This is a genomic window from Klebsiella sp. Sb-30, assembly GCF_057652795.1.
This window is the reverse complement of sequence record NZ_CM172749.1, coordinates 264773-287515: the sequence shown is the minus strand read 5'-3', so window position 1 is coordinate 287515 and position 22743 is coordinate 264773. Positions and strand designations below refer to the sequence as shown.

General features: G+C 57.7%; 17 protein-coding genes. 9 read left to right on the top strand and 8 right to left on the bottom strand.

Annotation, left to right across the window (positions count from 1 at the left end; all coding sequences use genetic code 11):
* Positions 1-200: 200 nt before the first annotated feature.
* A complete protein-coding gene (locus AC236I_RS01285) occupies positions 201-1472 on the bottom strand; it encodes an acid phosphatase (protein ID WP_162660667.1) in 1272 nt (423 codons plus the stop codon).
* Positions 1473-1665: 193 nt separating this feature from the next.
* On the opposite strand from AC236I_RS01285, the gene AC236I_RS01280 reads away from it, so the two are divergent.
* Entirely contained in the window at positions 1666-2508 is an 843-nt protein-coding gene (locus tag AC236I_RS01280) for a 23S rRNA (adenine(2030)-N(6))-methyltransferase RlmJ (protein WP_004868687.1), read from the top strand.
* A gap of 97 nt (positions 2509-2605) precedes the next feature.
* Positions 2606-3958 (top strand): glutathione-disulfide reductase, encoded by a 1353-nt coding sequence (gene gorA, locus AC236I_RS01275; RefSeq protein ID WP_004868688.1) that lies wholly within the window; start codon positions 2606-2608, stop codon positions 3956-3958.
* A gap of 19 nt (positions 3959-3977) precedes the next feature.
* Here gorA and AC236I_RS01270 read toward each other — a convergent pair whose 3' ends face one another.
* Both AC236I_RS01270 and AC236I_RS01265 read right to left on the bottom strand, forming a co-directional pair.
* A complete protein-coding gene (locus AC236I_RS01270; protein WP_004868690.1) occupies positions 3978-5111 on the bottom strand; it encodes a serine hydrolase domain-containing protein in 1134 nt (377 codons plus the stop codon).
* Between the two features lie 213 nt (positions 5112-5324).
* Positions 5325-5948, bottom strand: a complete 624-nt coding sequence (locus AC236I_RS01265; RefSeq protein WP_004868692.1) for a glutathione S-transferase family protein — start codon at positions 5946-5948, stop codon at positions 5325-5327.
* A gap of 122 nt (positions 5949-6070) precedes the next feature.
* Between AC236I_RS01265 and AC236I_RS01260 the strand changes: the two genes are divergently transcribed.
* The 3 genes from AC236I_RS01260 (at position 6071) to AC236I_RS01250 (ending at position 9728) form a co-directional block, all read left to right on the top strand.
* Positions 6071-7219, top strand: coding sequence for an iron-containing alcohol dehydrogenase (locus tag AC236I_RS01260; protein ID WP_004868693.1), 1149 nt, complete (start codon positions 6071-6073; stop codon positions 7217-7219).
* Positions 7220-7467: 248 nt separating this feature from the next.
* Complete coding sequence (locus AC236I_RS01255; protein WP_048022844.1) at positions 7468-9120, top strand: alpha,alpha-trehalase; 1653 nt, start codon at positions 7468-7470, stop codon at positions 9118-9120.
* Positions 9121-9188: 68 nt separating this feature from the next.
* Positions 9189-9728 (top strand): GNAT family N-acetyltransferase, encoded by a 540-nt coding sequence (locus tag AC236I_RS01250; RefSeq protein ID WP_004868697.1) that lies wholly within the window; start codon positions 9189-9191, stop codon positions 9726-9728.
* A 42-nt stretch (positions 9729-9770) separates the two neighbouring features.
* Here AC236I_RS01250 and AC236I_RS01245 read toward each other — a convergent pair whose 3' ends face one another.
* Entirely contained in the window at positions 9771-10529 is a 759-nt protein-coding gene (locus AC236I_RS01245; protein ID WP_004868698.1) for an SDR family NAD(P)-dependent oxidoreductase, read from the bottom strand.
* 118 nt (positions 10530-10647) lie between these two features.
* Between AC236I_RS01245 and AC236I_RS01240 the strand changes: the two genes are divergently transcribed.
* The 3 genes from AC236I_RS01240 to AC236I_RS01230 all read left to right on the top strand — a co-directional run bounded on the left by AC236I_RS01240 (position 10648) and on the right by AC236I_RS01230 (position 14292).
* Complete coding sequence (locus AC236I_RS01240; protein ID WP_004868701.1) at positions 10648-11547, top strand: LysR family transcriptional regulator; 900 nt, start codon at positions 10648-10650, stop codon at positions 11545-11547.
* 120 nt (positions 11548-11667) lie between these two features.
* The gene (yhjD, locus tag AC236I_RS01235; protein ID WP_004868703.1) at positions 11668-12699 is read left to right on the top strand and encodes an inner membrane protein YhjD; all 1032 of its coding nucleotides are present in this window, start codon (positions 11668-11670) and stop codon (positions 12697-12699) included.
* Positions 12700-12969: 270 nt separating this feature from the next.
* Entirely contained in the window at positions 12970-14292 is a 1323-nt protein-coding gene (locus AC236I_RS01230; protein ID WP_004868705.1) for an MFS transporter, read from the top strand.
* Positions 14293-14339: 47 nt separating this feature from the next.
* Here the strand turns inward: AC236I_RS01230 and AC236I_RS01225 are convergent, their stop codons facing one another.
* Positions 14340-16391, bottom strand: coding sequence for an AsmA family protein (locus tag AC236I_RS01225; protein ID WP_487608676.1), 2052 nt, complete (start codon positions 16389-16391; stop codon positions 14340-14342).
* A 194-nt stretch (positions 16392-16585) separates the two neighbouring features.
* On the opposite strand from AC236I_RS01225, the gene kdgK reads away from it, so the two are divergent.
* Complete coding sequence (kdgK, locus tag AC236I_RS01220) at positions 16586-17515, top strand: 2-dehydro-3-deoxygluconokinase (protein ID WP_032718456.1); 930 nt, start codon at positions 16586-16588, stop codon at positions 17513-17515.
* A 52-nt stretch (positions 17516-17567) separates the two neighbouring features.
* On the opposite strand, the gene AC236I_RS01215 is transcribed toward kdgK, so the two are convergent.
* The 3 genes from AC236I_RS01215 to hmsP form a co-directional block, all read right to left on the bottom strand.
* On the bottom strand, positions 17568-19061 hold the full coding sequence (locus AC236I_RS01215; protein ID WP_004868711.1) for a M16 family metallopeptidase: 1494 nt from the start codon (positions 19059-19061) through the stop codon (positions 17568-17570).
* Positions 19062-19281: 220 nt separating this feature from the next.
* Complete coding sequence (locus AC236I_RS01210; RefSeq protein ID WP_004868713.1) at positions 19282-20568, bottom strand: dicarboxylate/amino acid:cation symporter; 1287 nt, start codon at positions 20566-20568, stop codon at positions 19282-19284.
* A 157-nt stretch (positions 20569-20725) separates the two neighbouring features.
* Positions 20726-22735 (bottom strand): biofilm formation regulator HmsP, encoded by a 2010-nt coding sequence (gene hmsP, locus AC236I_RS01205; RefSeq protein ID WP_004868715.1) that lies wholly within the window; start codon positions 22733-22735, stop codon positions 20726-20728.
* Positions 22736-22743: the final 8 nt, after the last annotated feature.

Below are 22743 nucleotides of genomic sequence, written 5' to 3'. Positions count from 1 at the left end.
GGATTTGATTCGCTTCACTCACCCTTCGGGTCACCCTGAAGGGCGTTCAAAGATATATCGTTATGAGCACCGCCCGGCTTCAAACTGACAAGCACAAGAGTGCTAATAAGACAGTTCCTCAGTGGTTGCCTGACTGGCGCCGGTTTTCCCCGGTTATGTGGGCCGGGGACATGGTCATCCGACAAACCGGACGGGGTGGATTAATGTGCTTTCAGCGCCATCTGATATGCCGCCGGCAGATTCACCCGCTGCCAGAACTGCTGGTCGGCAGTCTCGCCCGACAGCGGATAGCCCGCCGGAAGCGCGGTTTTCACCATCAGCGCCCGGCGCTGGGCGGCGGACAGATGAGGTAGCGCGGTTTCCAGCAGAACCTCTGCGCCTTCCGGCACCGTCAGCGCTGATTTTGCCCCCTTCTGCTGCGGCAGGTTGTAGGTCATGGTGAACGCGTAAAATGCGTTCATCGCCGGGTCGCGGTACGGGTCGTCTTTTCCGGCCGGCTTCGCGCACTCGGCCAGTGAAGTCGCGCACTCTTTTTCCAGCGCCGTTCGCAGCTGATCGCGCGCTTCATTGAACAGCGCACGATACTTCGCGTCGTTGAGGTAATGCGCGACGTTACGCTGCGCCACCATCCGCGACCCCATCACATCCAGCGGGTAATGGACGCCAAGCACAATGCGGGAATAGCCGTAGCGCGCGCCGCGGGTCACCAGCGCATCAAAGCGCTCCGGGATCATTTCAGCCATCAGCAGCGCATCGGTGTAACCGGTGTTGGTGTGTCCGCTGGGGAAGGAACCTCCGTCAGCGGTGTAAGGCTGGTTGTCCTTTATCACCACATCGTCCGGCACCAGATGAATGGTATTGCCCTGAATCAGGAACGGTCGCGGGTTGTTATAATGCTTTTTCGCCGCCCCCGTACTGACTTCACTGGCCTTAATCAGCGCCGCGGCTTTACCCAGCTCGCCTTTGTCGTAGGCCGTGAGGAAGGCTTTGCCGAGCCGCGGGCCCAGCGCATCGCTGAGGAAATAGAGATAGCTAATCCCTTCCGCATCCGCCAGCGCCTGATGGCGGGTAGCCTGCGTTGCATCGCGGTTGATCGCGGTCACCGTCGCCAGGTTATCCTTCACCACCGAATCCGGGAGCTTGCTGAAGGCGGCCAGCAGCGCGATACCCGCCTGCTGATTCGCTTTCTCCTCAAAATCGTAGCCGCTGGCCTTCAGCCAGGCTTTATCCGCCTGGGTTTTACTCTGTTTTGCGTGCGCGAGCTGGCCGCGGCTGAGCGTGGCGGCATCGCCCTTCAGCGCAGCGCGCAGCTGCGTCAGCGCCTGACCTTCGAGACCGCCAAACGCCGGGCTGGCCGCCGCTGGCGTCACGCTACCGGCGATCGCCGCCGCCTGGTTCAGCGGAACCTCTTTCGCCAGAGCCGGCAGCGCCAGGATTAACGCTGAGGTCAGGAGTGTGATTTGCAATTTCATTATTTTTCCTTTTATTCAAACAATTACCTTGCCTTCACGCGACGCTAGCGCTGATATTTGACGTTTTTATGACGCGGTCATGTTTTGCAACGCTTTTGACCTCATTGAAACAGCGCGGTGCTACAGCGGTAATCTGTACGGATCTGCGGTAAACTATCGGTCATCTTGTTTAATTCCCGGAATCTCTGCATCCATGCTCAGTTATCGCCACAGCTTTCACGCAGGCAACCACGCCGACGTCCTTAAACACACCGTTCAGAGTTTGATCATTGAATCGCTGAAAGAGAAAGAAAAACCGTTTCTCTATCTGGACACTCACGCCGGCGCGGGCCGCTATCAGCTGAGCGGCGAGCACGCCGAACGTACGGGTGAATACCTGGAAGGCATTTCCCGTATCTGGCAGCAGGACGACCTGCCGGCCGAGATGGAAGCCTACATTTCCGTCATCCAGCATTTCAACCGTAGCGGCCAACTGCGCTACTACCCGGGTTCTCCGCTGATCGCTCGCCAGCTGCTGCGCGAGCAGGACAGCCTGCACATGACCGAACTGCACCCGAGCGATTTTCCGCTGCTGCGTTCGGAATTTCAAAAAGATGCCCGTGCCCGCGTGGAAAAAGCCGATGGCTACCTGCAGCTGAAAGCGAAGCTGCCGCCGGTATCCCGTCGCGGCCTGATTCTTATCGATCCGCCGTACGAGATTAAAAGCGACTACCAGGCGGTCGTGGCCGGTATCCACGAAGGCTACAAGCGCTTCGCGACCGGCACCTATGCGCTGTGGTATCCGGTGGTACTGCGCGCGCAGATTAAGCGCATGATCAGAGATCTGGAAGCGACCGGCATTCGCAAAATCATGCAGATTGAACTTGCCGTGCGTCCGGACAGCGATCAGCGCGGCATGACCGCTTCCGGGATGATCGTCATTAACCCACCGTGGAAGCTGGAACAGCAGATGAACAACGTCCTGCCGTGGCTGCATAAGAAGCTCTCGCCGACCGGCATCGGACATGCCACCGTCGGCTGGATCGTACCGGAGTAATCACAGCCATCGGTGGAACCTTTTACGCCTCGCGCTACAATCGCGGTCATTCAACGATTAAGGGCCTACCAGGATAGGTCTTCTAAGGATACAGGCTATGAGCAAACATTATGATTACATCGCTATCGGCGGCGGCAGCGGCGGCATCGCCTCCATCAACCGTGCGGCAATGTATGGCCAGAAGTGCGCGCTGATTGAAGCTAAAGATCTGGGCGGCACCTGCGTCAACGTCGGCTGCGTACCGAAGAAAATCATGTGGCATGCGGCGCAGATTCGCGAAGCGATTCATCTGTATGGCCCGGACTACGGTTTCGATACCACGATTAATCACTTCGACTGGGACAAACTGGTAGCCAGCCGCAGCGCATATATCGACCGTATCCACACCTCCTATGACAACGTGTTAGGCAAAAATAAGGTGGACGTCATCAAAGGCTTCGCCCGTTTTGTGGATGCCAAAACCGTGGAAGTGAATGGCGAAACGATCACCGCCGATCATATCCTGATCGCCACCGGCGGCCGTCCGAGCCATCCGTCTATTCCGGGCGTTGAGTATGGCATCGACTCTAACGGCTTCTTCGAGCTGCCGGCCCTGCCGAAGCGCGTCGCCGTGGTGGGCGCAGGCTATATTGCCGTTGAGCTGGCTGGCGTCATTAACGGCCTCGGCGCCGAAACGCACCTGTTCGTGCGTAAACATGCACCGCTGCGCAGCTTCGATCCGCTGATCGTTGATACCCTGGTCGAAGTGATGAACACCGAAGGGCCGCAGCTGCACACTCACGCCATTCCGCAAGCGGTAGTGAAAAACGCGGACGGCAGCCTGACGCTTCAGCTGGAAGATGGCCGGAGTCAGACCGTGGATTGCCTGATATGGGCCATTGGTCGTGAGCCGGAGACCGATAATTTCAACCTCGCAGCCGCTGGCGTAAAAACCAACGACAAAGGCTATATCGTGGTGGATAAATTCCAGAACACCAACGTGCCGGGGATCTATGCCGTGGGTGATAACACCGGGGCGGTGGAGCTGACGCCGGTCGCGGTAGCCGCGGGCCGTCGCCTGTCCGAACGCCTGTTCAACAACAAGCCGGAAGAGCATCTGGATTACAGCAATATCCCGACCGTGGTCTTCAGCCATCCGCCGATCGGCACCGTCGGTTTAACCGAGCCGCAGGCGCGAGAGCAGTATGGCGATGACGCCGTGAAGGTCTATAAATCGTCCTTTACCGCGATGTATACCGCCGTGACTTCGCACCGCCAGCCGTGTCGCATGAAGCTGGTATGCGTCGGCCCGGAAGAGAAGATTGTCGGCATTCACGGTATCGGCTTCGGCATGGATGAAATGCTGCAGGGATTTGCAGTGGCGCTGAAAATGGGCGCAACCAAGAAGGACTTCGACAATACCGTGGCGATTCACCCGACCGCCGCGGAAGAGTTCGTGACCATGCGTTAATCTCTTCAGCCCCGTGTTCTCACGGGGCTTTTTTTATGCGCTCATCGCCTGCCGTATAGGACGATTTTGCGACCTGATTTTGCAAAATCGCCTGCCCGATGTAGTTACTCCAGTTAAAGCTGTTTTGCAGCACCACCACCGCATTCTGATTAGCCTTATCAAAACCGATATAGCTGGAATAGCCGCCGATATAGCCCACCTGATAGGTGATTCTTTGCCCGCCGAGCGTATCGGTCACCCAGGCGATATTGGCCGCCTCTTTTTCCCGTGGATAGTAATCAACGCTGACGTCGGCAAAAGCCTTATCCAGCGCGGCATGATGGGTCGGAGAAAAATGAGCGCGGGCATATTCAATCAGGTCGCGGGCGTTACTGTACAGACTTGCCGCGCCCACCATGTTGTTGCTGAACTGCCAGTCAGGAGTCAGCGCGCCGCGAGGTTTAAACCTGGGCTGATCGCCCGCATGGCCGAGCGCCCGCCGGGAAAAACCGCGCAGCGTTTGCGGCCGATAGCTGGTACTTTGCATCGCCAGCGGCTGAAAAATCTTTCGCCACGCCAGGCTTTCTATCGACTCCCCGGTCTGATAGGTGAGGAGGTAACCCAGAATCGCGTAGCCAAGATTGGAGTATTTCGGCTCGCGGGTGAGCGGCGCGTCAAAGGTGCTCAGGTAGCCCAGCACGTTGTCGCTATCGAGCTCGTGATAGAAGTTTTCACCATCGCTCAGATAGACCAGCAAATGTTCAAGCGACAGCAGGTTCATCGGCTGACGCGGCAGACCCGACGTGTGCGTCACCAGTTGCAACAGCGTGATTTTCTTTGCATCGTCGCTAAGCGGTGTCCCCGGCGGAAGCAGCGTGAGTAGCGTGTCGTCCCAGTGCAGCCGCCCTTCGTTGACCAGTAACGCGATCGCTTCAGCGGTGGTTCCTTTGCTCAGGGAACCCAGCGCAAAGAGCGTATCCGGGGTGATGGGGTAGCGGTTTTTGGCATCGGTCACACCGTAGCAGTGAAACTCCGCCGGGCCATTACGCTGGATGATCGCCACCACCACGCCGCTGACCTGTTTCTGCTGCATATAACGGCCGACAAGGGTATCGATGGGCAACGCACGGCCATTTTGCCCGACCAGCGCGGTTGCCTCAGAGGGGGCGCTCATTTGCGAGAGCGTTCCGGAGCATCCTACAAGCAGCAGTGACGCCAATAGCACAGGGCTCAACTGCCTGTTCAAACCATACCTTCCTGCCGTGCTGAAACCAATGAGGGGAATTAAAGACGCCGGGATCGTAGCGACTGTCAACGATCATTGCAAAGCGAACAGGCTGAAATGATCGGCGCAATGATGCCAGCCTGGCCGTCTTTTCCTGTGTCCTCAGGCGGTACCATTATTGCCATGGCGCATAAACGCCGGTCGCTGATTAAGCGTCATATACCAGCGCTCTACCGCCGGCAGCTCCGGATGGGCAAAAGGCGTCATTTTCCAGCGGTGTACCGACAGACCCAGTACGATGTCCGCCAGCGTAAACTGAGGGCCGGCGATCCATGCGCCGGTGCGCTGCAGCTGTGATTCCACGATCTGCACGCAGCGGGTCCAGGCCGCAATGCTCTCCTTTATCGCCACCGGATCCTGAAAACGCGGGTCTTTACGCACCAGCCCCATAAAGGCATAGCGCCAGGCATTGTTAAACTCCGTGGCCTGCCAGTCCATCCAGCGCTCGACATCCGCTGCGCCCTGAGGCGTAACCGGTAGCAAATCTTCACGCCCGGTTTTGCGCGTCAAATAGCGACAGATGCTGTTTGACTCCCACAGCACAAAATCATCATCAAGCAGCACCGGCACCAGGCCGTTTGGGTTCAGGGCGCGAAATTCGGCGGTATCGACCGGCTGGAAACCGCTGCCGTAATCCTCCTGCTGATAAGTCAGACCGACTTCATCGCAGGTCCATAGCACTTTACGAACGTTAATTGATGAGCGTTTGCCCAGTATTTTTAGCATCGTGACATCCTTAAGCGAAGGAACGTGACTTCCACCCTACTCTATCCGGCGACAAAGAGGCAGCCTGCCGGATAATGTGTATAGTTGATTTCAGCCTTTTTTGCTGACACAGGGAACCCGCCATGCTGACTCCGTTTACTGTTTTCACTCCGGGCAATATTCGTTTTGGCCGAGGTCTTGCCGGGAGCGCTGCCCCCTGGCTGGCCCAGCGTACCGCGAAGGTGCTGCTGGTCCACGGCGCCAGCCCGCAGCGGGCCGGTTTTTTACTCGCCGGGCTGCACGCCCATCATCTTGACGTGACTACGCTATCCGTTGCCCATGAGCCCTGCCTGGAAGATATCGAACAGGGAGTGCATCTGGCGCGGGAACACGGCATCGGGGCGGTGGTCAGCCTCGGCGGCGGCGCGGTTATCGACGCTGGAAAAGCGATTGCCGCGCTGGTGCCGGCCTCGGGTCCGGTGATGGAATATCTGGAAGTCGTGGGCAACGGGCGGCTATTAGAAGGGCCTCCGCTGCCGTTTGTCGCTATCCCGACTACCGCCGGTACCGGCGCTGAGGTCACGAAAAATGCGGTGATTAACGTCACGCAGCAGCAGCGAAAAGTCAGCCTGCGCGACGATCGTATGCTGCCGGACCTGGCCATCGTCGACCCGGCGCTGACCGATAACGCCCCGCGCGCGGTAACGCTCGGCTCCGGCCTTGACGCGATTACTCAACTCATTGAGCCCTGGCTTTGTACCCGCGCCAATCCTTTTAGCGATGCACTTTGCCTGGCTGCTATTCCGCGCGGAATCAAAGCGCTCCGCACGTTGATGGAAAAAGAGTGCCCGGACAGCCGCGATGAGATGGCCTGGGTTAGCCTGTGCGGCGGACTGGCGCTGGCCAATGCCGGTCTTGGCGTCATTCATGGACTTGCCGGCCCGCTGGGGGGACTGAGCAATGCTTCCCACGGCGCACTCTGCGGCAGCCTGCTGCCTTACGGCCTGGCGCTCAATGAGTCGCAGATCAGCAACAGGGCTATCCGCGGGCGCTTTGACCAGGTCCGCCAGTGGCTGGCCGACGGGCTGGACGTCGAGCCGGAGACGGCCTGGGATAGCCTGCGCGAATGGAGCCGCGGCGCCGGACTGGGGAATCTACGCGAACTGGGCGTACCGCACGAGGCCCTGGAGTCTGCGGCGCTGGCAGCCAGCAGCTCCTCATCAATGAAAGCGAATCCGGTGCAGCTGGATAGCGAGCAGTTGCTGGAGATGCTGGAAGCGGCGTGGGAGTGAGGTCAGGTCTTATCCGGCATAATTAGATTTTGTTGCAAATCGATTGCTCCGAATTTCCGTTTTCAACTCGTGGAAATTTAATTTAAAAAATCAATAAATTAACAACACCCCTGCGTCAGTACATCGCTAAAAATCGTGATCTGACGCACAGTTTTCTTCCGGACACCGAAGCGAATGACTAAGCTTAATAGTCAGGCCGGGAGAGGCCCGGCGCCCTGAACTGACGCGAACCGGAGGTCCGTATCACTATGTCCAGCCAGACACTACGCAACGATAATGGCGATGAACCGAAGATCGAGCGCGATCTGTGCTATGAAGCCGATCCGTATGAGTTAAAACTGGATGAAATGTTCGATGCCGAACCGGAGCCGGAGATCATCGAAGGCCTGCCGGCCTCTGATGCCCTGACGCCCGCCGACCGCTATCTGGAACTCTTTACGCATGTGCAGAAATCACGCATCTTTGCCGACAGCAAAACCTTCCCCGACTGCGCGCCAAAGCAAGACCCGCTGGATATCTTGATCCACTATCGGCGGGTGAAGCACCAGCCTGGATTCGACCTGCGCCAGTTTGTTGAAGAGCACTTCTGGATGCCGGACAACCGCACTGACGACTACGTGTCAGATCCCCGGCGATCGCTGAAAGAGCATATCGATCACCTCTGGCCGGTTCTCACCCGCGAGCCGCAGGATCATATTCCCTGGTCATCGCTGCTGGCGCTGCCGCAGTCGTATATCGTGCCCGGCGGGCGCTTTAGCGAAACCTACTACTGGGACTCCTACTTTACTATGCTGGGGCTGGCGGAAAGTGGCCGCGAAGACCTGCTGAAATGTATGGCGGACAACTTCGCGTGGATGATTGAGACCTACGGCCATATTCCTAACGGTAACCGCACCTACTATCTCAGCCGCTCGCAGCCGCCGGTGTTTGCCCTGATGGTAGAACTGTTTGAAGAGGATGGCGTGCGCGGCGCGCGGCGCTACCTCGATCATCTGAAGCTGGAGTACCAGTTCTGGATGGACGGCGCGGATTCATTAATTCCCAATCAGGCCTATCGCCACACGGTACGTATGCCGGACGGGTCGTTACTCAATCGCTACTGGGACGACCGCGATACGCCGCGGGATGAATCGTGGCGGGAAGATGTGGAAACGGCAAGACACTCGGGCCGCCCGGCCAACGAAGTCTACCGGGACCTGCGCGCCGGTGCGGCCTCCGGCTGGGACTATTCCAGCCGCTGGCTGCGTGATATCACCCGGCTGGCGAGCATCCGTACCACCCAGTTTATTCCGATCGATTTAAACGCCTTTTTATTCAAACTGGAAAACACCATCGCCAATCTTTCCGGCCTGAAAGGCGACCGGGAAACGGAAGCGGCTTTTCGCCAGAAGGCCAGCGATCGCCGATCAGCGGTAAACCGCTATTTATGGGATGAAGAGGGCGGCTGTTTTCGTGATTACGACTGGCGACGCGAACAGCAGGCGCTCTTCTCCGCCGCCAGCATCGTAGCGCTGTATGTCGGCATGGCCACACACCAACAGGCAGAACGGCTCGCCGATGCGGTACGCGCTCGTCTGCTGACCCCCGGCGGCATCATGGCCACCGAATATGACAGCGGCGAACAATGGGATAAGCCCAACGGCTGGGCGCCGCTACAGTGGATGGCGATCCAGGGCTTTAAACTGTACGGCCAGGATCCGCTCGGCGACGAAATTGCCCACAGCTGGCTGCAAACGGTGAACCATTTCTACAAGCAGCACCATAAGCTGATTGAGAAGTACCACATCGCCGGCGGTGTTGCCCACGAAGGCGGTGGCGGTGAATACCCGTTACAGGATGGCTTCGGCTGGACCAACGGCGTGGTGCGCCGGCTGATAGGGCTGTACGGCGAACCCTTATAACCAGGTGCTGTTCCGACAATTCATGTCCTGCTATGGTCATAGCATCTCATTCCGCAGGAATTGTTTTCATGACCGAATTGCTTACGCCACGGCTGCACTGTTCACAGCTGAAGCAGGAGGACTGGTCTTTTTTTCTCGCTCTGCAGAGAGATCCGCAGGTGATGCTTTATATAGCCGATTCACGTCCGCTGTCTGAAATACGCGAGGCCTTCGATTCGCGTATTTCGCCGTGGTCGCCAGGGGCAAAACAGTGGCTGTGCCTGGTCGTGCGCGACAGGGAAACCCGCATACCGCTGGGTCTGACCGGCTACCTGCACCATGAAGGCGGCTGCGCCGAAGTGGGCTTTTTATTTACCCCGGCCGCGCAGGGGCGCGGCTATGGTTATGAGTCCCTGCGTGCGCTCTGTGATTTTGCCTTCAGCGCCGGAGGCGTACGTCGGCTGACCGCCACGGTCACCGCCGGAAATATAGCCTCGCGAAATCTGCTGCAGAAAACCGGTTTCCTGCAGGAGGGTGAGCTGCGCGAATGCTACTGGCTGAACGGACGCTGGCATAATGACTGGCTGTTTGGCCTGCTGCGTCGCGATTATCACACGCTGAAGATATAAGCTGAACGCGGTGCCTCTCCGCAGACGGAGAGGCGATTACGATTACAGGAACATGCCGCCGGAAACTTCCACGCGCTGCGCGTTCATCCATCTCAGGTCATCGCTCAACAATGCCGCGATCGCATCGCCGATGTCATCTGGCAACCCTACCCGACCCAGCGCCGTTTGCGCCGCAATATGCTGATTAACCTGAGCATTATCCCGTACCACTCCACCACCAAAATCGGTTTCTATCGCTCCTGGCGCGATAATATTAACGGAAATCCCGCGCCCTCCCAGCTCCTTGGCCTGGTAGCGCGTCAGCACCTCCATCGCCCCTTTCATCGCCGCATAGGCGGCATAGCCCGGCAGCGCGAAGCGGGCCAGCCCGCTCGACACGTTGAGGATACGTCCCTTATCCGCCAGCAGCGGCAGCAGGCGCTGGGTCAGGAAGAACGGTCCTTTAAACTGGATATTCATCAGCTCATCAAATTGTGCTTCGCTGGTCTCTGCAAAGGGGACGTTTAAACCGATGCCGGCATTGTTTAATAAATAATCAAAGGTATCGCGCTGCCAGCGCTGTTGCAGCAGCTGAGCCACATTCTGAGCGAAAGTGTCAAAGCTCGCCGTATCACCGACGTTCAATGCCAATGCCGCGGCTTTCACCCCTTTTTGCTCAATTTCATCCACGACGTCCTGGGCAGCCTGCGGGTTGCTATGCCAGGTGAGAATAATATCGGTTCCCTTCTCTGCCAGCTTCAGCGCTGCATTTTTTCCCAGTCCACGGCTGCCGCCGGTCACTAAAGCGATACGTTGTGTCATCAGAAACCCCTTCTCAGTTGCGTTTGTCTGGTGAAAGAGCTTATTAGCTGCCAGCGAAACAATAAATGCGCTAAATTACGTTTTACTGTTCCAGCATTAACAACAATAGGGTTTCGGTATGGATAAAATTCACGCAATGCAGCTGTTCATCCGCGTCGCTGAGCTGGAGAGTTTTTCCCGCGCCGCCGAAACCTTAAGCCTGCCTAAAGGGAGCGTCTCGCGCCAGATTCAGGCGCTGGAAAACCATCTGGGGGTGCGCCTGCTGCACCGCACCACGCGCCGGGTTCAGCTCACCCAGGACGGGATGGTCTATTACGAACGCGCCAGAGATCTGCTCAGCAATCTCGATGAGCTGGACGGCATGTTTCAGCACGATCCGGCCACCATCAGCGGCCGCCTGCGGGTGGATATGCCGGTCGGGCTGGCCAGGAAACTGATCATTCCGCGCCTGCCGGCTTTTTTACAGCAGTACCCGGGGATTGAACTGGAACTGAGCAGTAGCGACCGGCTGGTGGATGTGATTCGCGAGGGATTTGACTGCGTGGTGCGCGTCGGCACGCTGAAAGACTCCGGCCTGATCGCCCGTCCGCTGGGTAAGCTGACGCAAATTAACTGTGCCAGCCCGCAGTATTTATCACGCTTCGGCTACCCGACCACGCTCGACGATCTGGCCGGTCATGCCCTGATCCACTATGCCAGCACCCCCGGCGCCCGGCCGCTGGGGTTTGAGGTGATGAGCGATGGCGTCGTCCAGTGGGTGAAAACCGGCGGCACGCTTACCGTCAACAGTACGGAAACCTATCAAGCCGCCTGCCTGGCCGGACTGGGGATTATCCAGGTTCCACGTACCGGCGTCCGCGAAGCGCTGCGCACCGGCGAGCTGATTGACATCCTGCCGCAGTATCGCGCGGAACCGCTGCCGGTATCGTTAATCTATCCGCACCGACGCAACCTTTCCCGCCGGGTACATCTGTTTATGGAGTGGCTGGGGAGCGTGATGAAAGAGTACGTCGATTAGGCGACGCCGCCCTTTATCCGCCGGGTCCCAGGCTGTCGTGCGGACGCTTCACAGGTCGATGAAGGATTTTACGTATATAATTTTGAAGAATCTCGCTGTAAATAAAGGAAGAAATCACTCATGACATCGGAAAACGACGCGAAACGCCCGACCCAGGATCCGGGCCAGCCGCCGGAAAAAAGTAAAAGCCCGCTGGCCGCCATCAACGACTCTGCCGTGGCGCAGAAGGCGAATCAGGCGTTAAAAACCGTCACCGGAACAGCAGAAAAAGTTCAGAGAAACCCAATTATTGCGCACCTGCTGCGCGCAACCGAACGTTTTAACGACAGAATGGGAAACCAGTTCGGCGCCGCCATCACCTACTTCTCGTTTCTGTCGATGATCCCGATTCTGATGGTCTCCTTCGCCGCCGCCGGTTTTGTGCTGGCCTGGCACCCGACGCTGCTGCAGGATATTTTCGATAAAATCCTGCTGAATGTCAGCGACCCCACGCTGGCCGCCACGCTGAAAAACACCATTAATACCGCCATCCAGCAACGCACCGCCGTTGGCCTGGTCGGTCTGCTGGTCGCGCTCTATTCCGGTATTAACTGGATGGGCAACCTGCGGGAGGCGATTCGCGCCCAGTCGCGCGACGTCTGGGAGCGAGCGCCGCAGGACCAGGAAAAGATCTGGATGAAATACTTCCGCGATTTTATCTCGTTGATCGGCCTGCTGGTGGCGCTGGTGGTGACGTTATCGATAACCTCCGTCGCCGGTTCCGCGCAGCAGATGATCATCTCCGCGCTCTATCTCGATAATATTGAGTGGTTAAAACCGGCCTGGCGGCTGATCGGCCTTGCTATCTCCATCTTCGCCAACTATTTGCTGTTTTTCTGGATCTTCTGGCGTCTGCCGCGCCACCGCCCGCGGCGCAAGGCGCTGATTCGCGGCACCCTGATTGCGGCTATCGGTTTTGAAATCATAAAAATGATCATGACCTGGACGCTGCCCGCGCTGGTGAAATCGCCTTCCGGTGCCGCCTTTGGCTCCGTATTAGGCCTGATGGCCTTCTTCTATTTCTTCGCCCGCCTGACGCTGTTCTGCGCGGCGTGGATCGCCACGGCCGACTACAAGGATGACCGTCGGATGCCGGGCAAAGCCCACGATTGACGCCGTTTCGGGCTGAAGAGAGGTACAAAATTCAGCCCGAATCATCATTTCAGCAGATAAATCCAACGTGTAACTTTTATTTAACTCAAAACTGGTTTTATCTACTATTGTTTTATTTATGTGAAGCATTTCATAGAAGTTATTTTTCCGGCACACAAATTATCCGCTTTTTGGCCATTTTTTCACCGACAGCGCCCTCTGTTACAGATTGAAATGTCCCTTTTGCTGTGGCTATATGACCTTTCGTTCGCTAAAAAATAAGAAAGATCTATGCAAGCCACAGCCACCACACTCGACAAGCCGCAGGAAACCGCTCCGGTTAACTCGCGCAATAAAGTCGTCGTCGCCTCCCTCATCGGCACCGCCATTGAGTTCTTCGACTTTTATATCTATGCCACCGCCGCGGTGATCGTCTTCCCGCATATTTTCTTCCCGCAAGGTGACCCGGCCGCAGCTACGCTACAGTCGCTGGCGACGTTTGCCATTGCCTTTATCGCCCGCCCGATTGGCTCTGCGCTATTTGGCCACTTCGGCGATCGCGTTGGCCGTAAGGTCACGCTGGTCGCTTCGCTGCTGACCATGGGGATCTCCACGGTGGTTATCGGCCTGCTGCCCGGCTACGAGAGCATTGGTATTCTTGCACCGATGCTGCTGGCGCTGGCGCGCTTCGGCCAGGGTCTGGGACTGGGCGGCGAATGGGGCGGTGCGGCGCTGCTGGCGACTGAAAACGCCCCTCCGCGCAAACGCGCGCTGTACGGCTCTTTCCCGCAGCTCGGTGCGCCTATCGGCTTCTTCTTCGCCAACGGCACCTTCCTGCTGCTCTCCTGGCTGCTGACCGACCAGCAGTTTATGGCATGGGGCTGGCGCGTACCGTTTATCTTCTCCGCTGTGCTGGTGATTATCGGGCTGTATGTGCGTGTGTCGCTGCACGAGACGCCGGTGTTCGCCAAAATCGCCGCCGCGAAGAAACAGGTTAAAATTCCGCTGGGAACTCTGCTGACCAGGCATGTACGCGTCACCGTTCTGGGCACCTTTATCATGCTGGCGACCTATACCCTGTTCTATATCATGACCGTCTACTCCATGACGTTCAGTACCGGCGCCGCGCCGGTGGGTCTCGGCCTGCCGCGGAACGAAGTGCTGTGGATGCTGATGATGGCGGTGATTGGCTTCGGCGTGATGGTGCCGGTGGCGGGCCTGCTGGCCGACGCGTTTGGTCGTCGTAAGAGCATGATCGTGATTACCTCGATGATCATCCTCTTCGCGCTGTTTGCTTTCAAACCACTGCTGGGCTCCGGTCAGCCGGTGCTCGTCTTTGCCTTCCTGCTGTTGGGCCTGAGCCTGATGGGGCTGACCTTCGGCCCGATGGGGGCGCTGCTGCCGGAGCTGTTTCCGACGGAAGTTCGCTACACCGGCGCCTCGTTCTCATATAACGTTTCGTCGATTCTCGGCGCCTCCGTCGCACCGTATATTGCCGCCTGGCTACAGGGCAACTATGGTCTGATGGCGGTCGGCCTCTACCTCGCGGCCATGGCCGGGCTGACGCTGATTGCGCTGCTGTTGACCCACGAAACGCGCCATCAGTCGCTGTAATCCCTTACTGCCCGGCGCACCGCGCCGGGCACGCGTCCTCCGTCCGCTTACTTTTTCATCTGCGATAAAATCGCCCGGCACTGATTGGCATCCCCTTCCGCAGGCGATACCAACGCCAGCAGGGCCGCCGCCGGCGTGACTAATGTCGCCAGCGCCGCCGCTACCGCGCCGCGCGCAATCAACGGCCCCGCCTTCACCCCGGCATTCGGCGATTGAAAGGTCCCGCGCACGTACAGCGGAGAACGTAGGGTAATAATACGCAGCCCCTTACTCTCCGGATCAATGGTCAGATCGAGCTGTTCCGAAGCAAAGCTGGCGGTACCGGTCACGTTAATCAGCGCATTTTCGGTATCAAAGGCAAAAATCTGCGGCCGCGCCACACCGTTAGTTACATTGATGTTTGCCGCCGCGCAGTTCACCCGGACCTCATCATCACCAAATATCTGCCCGATAACGTAGTTACCCACGTTCAGGCCGAGGATTTCCATCAGGTTGCGGCTAATCAGACCGTCGTTCATCAGCAGCTTGAGATTCCCGTTGCTGTTGCCCAACAGCGCCGCCACCGAATTACCGCTCCCGCGTAGCTGTACGTCGCCATTCATCTCCCCGAGCGTCTTCTGCATCATCTCGACTTTCGGCATCAGGGCCTTCAGCTTCAGACGCCGCGCCTGCAGGTTGGCTTCCCCCTGCAGCGGTTTCTTATTGCCCTGCAGATGGAGGCTGCCGGCAATGGTGCCGTTCGCCAGACCAAAGCGCAGCGGCTGCAGACGCAGGTCACCTCGTTGCAGGATCACATGGGTAGAAAGGTCGCTAATCGGCAAGCTGCCGCCGTGCTCAATCCGCCCGCCTTTAAAGCGCACATCGGCGTCCATCAGCTGCCATTTATCGGTGTCAAAGCGATCGTAGGGCAGCACTTTCCCGGCAGGCTGCGCTGAGGCCGTGCCTTTACGTTGCTCGCCTCCGGCGGCTTTTGTGCTCGCATTCACGCCAATGAGCGGGCCGAGATCCGCCAGCCGTAGCTGTCGTGAAGCAACATAGCCCTCCAGCTTCGGCCGCGGTTTGCCGGTGCTGTAGGTCAAGGAACCGTGGATATCACTCTCGCCAATCCGCCCGTTAAAATCACGATAGGCGAAACGTGCGCCTTGCGGATCCTGAAAAGTGGCCCGCAGATGGCCGTCGGTCGAGAAGGCCGGCGTATCCGGGAGCACGACGCCGGTCAGGTCGTACAGGTCCCGCAACGACGCCCCGGAGAACTTCAGGCGCAGATCCACGCCCCCGAGATTGAGGGGATCGCTGACCGTGCCGCTAAAGGCGACCCGGGTATTTCCGGAGCGAAAGTCCCCCTGCAGCGGGAACGGCTCCCCCTCGCTGCGCAGCGCCAGCATGCCGCCGATTTTACCGCTGCCCTGCAGCGGCTGCCCGTTATAGGTCCCCTTCGCCTGCAGACCAAAAATATAGTCTCCGGCTTTTTCCGCCCCCTCTTTGCCCTTCTCGCCGCTCACCTCGCTGAAGGGCAGCGGCTTGCCGAGGGGATCGACCAGGATCGTGATATCCGCGCGCGTCACCTTGTCATCAATGGCGATCCGTCCGCGATCGAACAGAATATTATCCAGGCGGAAAGACCAGCCGGAAGAGGCGGAGTGCTCGGTAGACGCGGCGTCGGAGGCCAGCGTAAAGGTCCAGTTATTATTTTTTTCCGACAGCCGAATCAGGCGGGCATCGGGCTGTTCCAGCTTAATCCACGGCAGATAAACGGTTCTGGTAAGCAGCGCCAGCGGCGCCAGGGTGGCTTCAACTCGCGGCAGATGCACCATAGTGACCTGAGGGATCGCCGGCGGGTTGCCGAGAACAATATCTTCGGCATGGACGTGCGGCCAGGGGATCCAGCGCCGCCAGCCGCGTTCGCCAGGCTGGCGCTCCCAGACAACGCCGAGGTCGCCGCGAATCGCAAACGGACGATTCAGCTCGGCTGAGACCTTCTGGTTGATCGTCGGTTTCAGGCGATTCCAGTCAAAGGTCGCCAGCACGATGAAAAACAGAACGATCGCTACGAGTATCGTTCCCGAGATAATGGCAATCGTTTTATGGGTTCTGGTCATCCCCTCTCCGCTCCTTTTGCGTCTCGTCAGTCCTGAATATAGTTGAAAAGCACATCTTTCTCTGACAAATGCGCTTTTCGTCACATTCCACGCGTCAGGTCAAAAAAATAATGGAACATTGTTTTAATATAATTGACCATAAAAACGGCGCGGCGCACACTAGCGCGCATTCGATTCCATCTCAGGTCATGATTATGTCTAAAAAAATTGCCGTCATTGGCGAATGTATGATTGAGCTGTCAGAGAAAAACGCGGCGGTAAACCGCGGATTTGGCGGCGATACCTTAAACACTTCCGTCTATATTGCGCGCCAGACCGATGCCAGCGCACTTGCCGTCCACTACGTTACCGCGCTCGGTACGGATGGATTCAGTCAGCAGATGCTGGATGCCTGGCAGCAGGAGAATGTCCACACCAACCTGATTCAGCGTATGGCCGACCGCTTACCCGGGCTGTACTACATCGAAACCGACGATACCGGCGAGCGCACCTTTTATTACTGGCGTAACGAGGCGGCGGCAAAATTCTGGCTGGAGAGCGAGCAGGCAGCCGCAATTTGCGAAGAGCTGGCCACCTTTGACTATCTCTATCTCAGCGGAATCAGCCTGGCCATCCTCAGCCCGACCAGCCGCGACAAGCTGCTGACGCTGCTGCGCGAATGCCGCGCTAACGGCGGGAAGGTCATTTTTGATAATAACTACCGCCCGCGCCTGTGGGGCAGCCAGGAAGAGACTCGCGAGGTCTATCAACAAATGCTGGCCTGCACCGATATCGCCTTCCTGACGCTGGATGACGAAGATGCGCTGTGGGGTGAAAAGCCGGTCGATGAAGTGATTGCCCGTACTCATGCCGCAGGCGTGCAAGAGGTGGTGGTGAAGCGCGGCGCGGATTCATGCCTGGTGGCGATCGCCGGCCAGCCGCTGCTGGACGTACCGGCCGTGAAACTGGCAAAAGAGTGCGTAGTGGATACCACCGCGGCAGGCGATTCGTTTAGCGCCGGCTATCTGGCGGTGCGTCTGACCGGCGGTGATGCGGAGTCTGCCGCCAGACGCGGCCACCTGACGGCCAGCACGGTCATTCAGTATCGTGGGGCGATTATCCCGCGCGACGCGATGCCGCAGTAATCCCGGAAAGAGCGTTACGCTTCAGCCCGGGAACTCCCGGGCTGTGGCTGCATTACTGCGCTGAGGGGATATCCGAGGCATCGTTATGCACGTCAGCTGCGCCGCCGCTGGTTGCCGCAGCCGGGGCTGGCATCATCAGCCTTTCCCATGTCGCCTTCAGATCCTTCATATTGTATTCCGGCTCACCCTGCGGTTGCTGCAGTACCAGCGCCATATCCTGCGACAGCTGCTGGCGCAGATACTGGTTCAGCATATCCACGGTCAGAGAGTCCAGAAACTCCTGACGCAGCTTCTGATACTGCTCCGGCGCGATGTCCACCACCTGGTTTTGCAATGAACGAATACGCTGGCTAATCAGAATATCGGTATCGGTGCGCGCGTAGGTGGCGAACAGCTTTTGCAGCTCCAGATTTTTCTGCGCAATCAGCGCATCAAACTCTTCTTCCGGCAAGCCGTTATCGCGTACCTTCGCCAGTTCGCGGGAGACGGCGGTCAGGTTTGCGTTGAGTTTGTTGCCCGGTGATTCAATATTAATGGCGCACTGAGCACGCTGATACAGCACCCGGCAGTCAAAGCCGAGGTTAACGTCTTTCGCGTTGCTCCTGCTCAGGCTCTGTTGCACATGCCAGAACAGCGCCTCACGCGCCAGATCGTCACGCCAGTAGCGCTGCAGAGCCACCGAGTCGCGAATCGGCTGCCACGGGGAATCCCACATGATCGACAGCTTATCCTGACGCACCGTCCTGGTCATGATGCTCACCGGTGTCGTCGGGAGCGGCGCCAGCGTCGGCACCGCCGCCGGCGTTTCGCGTTTGCCCTTCAGCTCGCCAAAGGTCTTGTTGATCTGCTCCGCCACGCTGCGGCTATCGACGTTCCCCACCACGATCAGCGTCATGGCATCCGGGGTATACCATTTCTGATAGAACGCCTTCAGCTGGGCAATATCGACCGGTTTTTTCAGCGGGGCGCCTGGATCATGTCCCAGCATCGTGGAACCTTTCAGACGATAGCGCCACCAGCCATCTTTCGTGTCCAGCGGCCAGGTCGCCACCATGTCATCTCCCTGCAGGGCATGATTCACCGACTCTGGCGTCACGACCAGCTTTCCGCTGGCATCCGACAGCCAGCTCAACGCCTCTTTCAGCAGATCGTTGCGGTTATTCGGCAGGCTGAGATTAAACATGGTGTAGTTATACGAGACAAGCGCGGGCGGCATCGGACGATTGGGGTCAATGCTTTGCTGCCATAGCGAACGCGCCTGCATTGTCGGCAGACTGCCGCTCTGCGTCAGCGCCAGACGAGGAATAAAGTGGCTAAAGCCGCTCTGCTGAGTGCTTTCGCTCAGCGAGCCAATATTTACGAACAGACGGACTTCAATACGATCGCTAGGGCGCTGCGGCGTGGCTAAAACCTGCCACTGAAGTCCATTAGCGAGAGTCCCCTGTTGCCAGGCCGGGTCCGGCTGGAGCGCTTCTGCTTGCACATAACCGGCTGCTGCCATCATCAGCAAACCACCCGTTAACAGTCGAATTTTTGTGCCCTGCATGTGAACCCCTGATGAACATTCCTGGTTACAAAAGCAACCCGCGCACGGGCTGCCAAAAAATATGGTGAACGAAGTACGTCGGTTAGACCACGCGGAGATGAAAATGTCGCACGGAGACGTAAAATAATCATTTCGTATCATTCCCCTGCGGCGGGGAATGATACCTAATTATGCGCAGGAGCCCGGAGTCCAGCAAGGACAACGGGCCTAACAGAAGGATTTAAGAGGATAATTCGTGCGATTTGTTGGTCGGCTCGCGATTATTCAGGACATCATCCAGCTGCTTGCTGTCCAGTTCTTTCACCCATTTTGCCACCACGATAGTCGCCACACCGTTGCCCACCAGGTTGGTCAACGCGCGTGCTTCAGACATAAAGCGGTCAATCCCGAGGATTAGCGCCAGACCGGCGACCGGTAAATGCCCGACCGCAGAAATCGTTGCCGCCAGAACGATAAAGCCGCTCCCGGTCACCCCCGCCGCTCCTTTTGAGGAGAGCAACAGCACGACCAGCAGGGTAATCTGGTGGAAAATATCCATATGGCTGTTCGTCGCCTGGGCAATAAACACCGCCGCCATCGTCAGATAGATCGAGGTCCCGTCGAGGTTAAAAGAGTAGCCGGTTGGAATCACCAGCCCCACGACCGATTTACGACAGCCCAGCTTCTCCATCTTGTCCAGCATACGCGGCAGCGCCGATTCGGACGAAGAGGTCCCAAGGACAATCAGCAGCTCTTCACGGATGTAGCGGATGAACTTGAAAATGCTAAACCCGGTCACGCGGGCAATCGAACCCAGTACCACCACCACGAACAGGATACAGGTGATATAGAAACAGACGATCAGCTGGCCCAGTTGCACCAGGGTGCCGACACCGTATTTCCCGATGGTGAAGGCCATGGCCCCGAAAGCACCGATTGGCGCAAGGCGCATAATCATATTGATGATGCCGAAGATCACCTGCGAGAAACTTTCGATGACGTTAAAAATGAGCTGGCCTTTGCTCCCGAGACGATGCAGCGCAAAGCCAAACAGCACGGCAAACATCAGTACCTGAAGGATATTGCCGCTGGCAAAGGCGCCGATGACGCTGCCGGGGATAATATCCAGCAGGAAGGCGACAATGCCCTGTTCTTTCGCCTGCTCGGCGTAGACCGCTACCGCATGGGCATCCAGGGTCGCCGGGTCGACGTTCATTCCGGCGCCGGGTTGCACCACGTTAACAATAATCAGGCCGATAATCAGCGCAGCGGTACTGACCACTTCGAAATAGAGTAGCGCCACCGCACCGGTACGGCCGACGGCTTTCATACTTTCCATCCCGGCAATGCCGGTCACAACCGTACAGAAAATAACCGGCGCGATAACCATTTTTATCAGTTTAACGAAGGCATCGCCGAGAGGTTTCATCTGCGCGCCCAGTTCCGGGTAGAAATGGCCCAGCAGAATACCGATCGCAATGGCCGACAAAACCTGCACATAGAGGCTTTTGAAGAGAGAGGTTTTCATAGGGTGTCCTTTGGGTAAAACCACAGACCTTGAAGGGGTATAGGCTGTCTGTGGCTTAAAAGTAACACCAGGGAAACATTTCAGAAATAACTAACCGCAAAAATGCAACGGAATTGTTAAAAACTTTGAGCTGACACGCACAAGTTCACCACCCGCGTTACAAGCTTGCACCCCCTTCATTCTTGCCGCGCAAGAACTGCGTCATAAAGGCCTCCTGCGACAAAGCGCAACCAAACAGGAACCCCTGAACAACATCCACACCGGCCGCCTGCAACCAGTGATACTGCGCTTCTTTTTCCACTCCTTCCGCCACGATGCGCAGATTAAGGCCGCGTGCCAGCTGGATAATCGCCGGAACCATGCTGGTATCCTCGGGCAGCATATCGATAAAGGCTTTATCGATTTTCAGGATATCGACCGGCAGCGATTTCATATGCTGGAGCTGACGCAGCCCGGCGTAGCCCATCCCGAAATCATCCAGCGCAATCCGCACGCCCGCCTCACGCAACGGACGCAGCAGCGACACCACCGTCTGCGGGTCGTCCAGATGACGGCTTTCCGTAATCTCCAGCACCAGCGTCCCAGGCGCGATGCGATAGCGATCCAGTAATGTCAGCATCTCGGTACCGCGATCGTGGTGCAGTAGCTGCAGCAGCGAAACGTTCACCGACAGCGGCAACATGATGCCCAGGCTTTGCCATGCGGCCAGCTGGCGGCAGGCTTCTTCCATCACCCAGTAACCCACCGGCACCATCAGCCCACAGGCTTCAATGCGTTCAATCAGATCCGTAGGGAGCGACCAGCTTCCGTCGGGCTGGCGTTGTCGCAGCAGCACTTCCGCTCCGCAGACCTCACCGCTGGCGGCATCAACCTGTGGCTGGAGCCAGATAGCGAACTGATGATTATCCAGCGCGGTAAGGATATCGTGTTCTTCCATCAGCCGACGCTGGGCTTTTTCCATCTGGGCCGGATCGAAGAATTCAATCTGGTTTTTACCTTTATGCCGCGCGGCGATGGCGGCAGAAAATGCCCGACGATAGAGCTGTTCCGCGCTCAGTTCGCCGTTAAACATCGCAATACCCACGCTGGCGCAGGGGCGCAGTTGAATACCCTGCAGCGGCAGCCGTTCATTTATAACAGTGAGCACTTGCTTACTTAATGTCACCGCGTGCCACGGCTCGCTCATTCCGTGGGCCAGAATGGCGAAGTCATAGCCGCTAATCTGAGCCAGCACCATCCGCGGCGGGATGATCCCCCGCAGCTTCTCCACCAGCGTCAGCAGCAGGATCTCGCGCTGGGTCTCTTTCAGTACTCCCGCGGTGTCCTGCAATGTTTCACAGGCGATAACCAGCAAAGCTGAGCTTTGCGGCCGGGCGACGGTCTGCTCCAGCAGGGCCATCAAAAAGGCCTTATTCGGCAGCTCGGATACCGGGAAGCGGGTGGACTGTAAGGTCAGCTCATCGTGCTGACGCAGCAGGGTCTGCTGGTTTCGGTTATAGCTGCGCACCAGCAGGCCGATTTCATCATCATGGTGCAGACGCGGCAGCGTCAGCTGGTGCCCGAGCCGGTCCTGCGGCGCAACATCATTGAGCTCACGAGCCAGCTTACGCAGCGGACGGACGATCAGACGGTTGATACACCATGTGATAGCCACCGTCAGAATAAGCACCAGCAAGAAGTAAGCAGTCACTAACGTAGAAAGTACGCTCATGACGAATTTGTAGGTCTGCCAGGAGTCGGCCTGCAGCACCAGATAGGCTATCGGCTGCGGGTTGGCTGGCCTCTCCAGGGAGTAAATCGGCAGGGAGATCTGTACCGGGAGTTCGAAAACGCGGGTCACCATCACCGGTACCGGACGCTCCGGGATAAACCGCATCCGCAGCGCCTGAAATTGATTGGGCAACACCACATCCGCCCGGCTGACAATACCAGCAGGCTGGATACGCCCCAGAATGGCTTCCGCCTCGGGGATATCCGCTTTCAGGATAGCCGCCGACAGGGGTTCGCGAACGGAACGAGCGATACTTTCTAATTGCGTGGCCGTAATGAAGCGACTCTGTTGCACAAAGTGAAACAGCAAAATAGAACAAAATACCAATACAAACGCCATGGACACGCCCGCGACCATCGCCATCTGTTTAATTGTAAGTGAGCGGCTGACGCGCAACTGGGTTC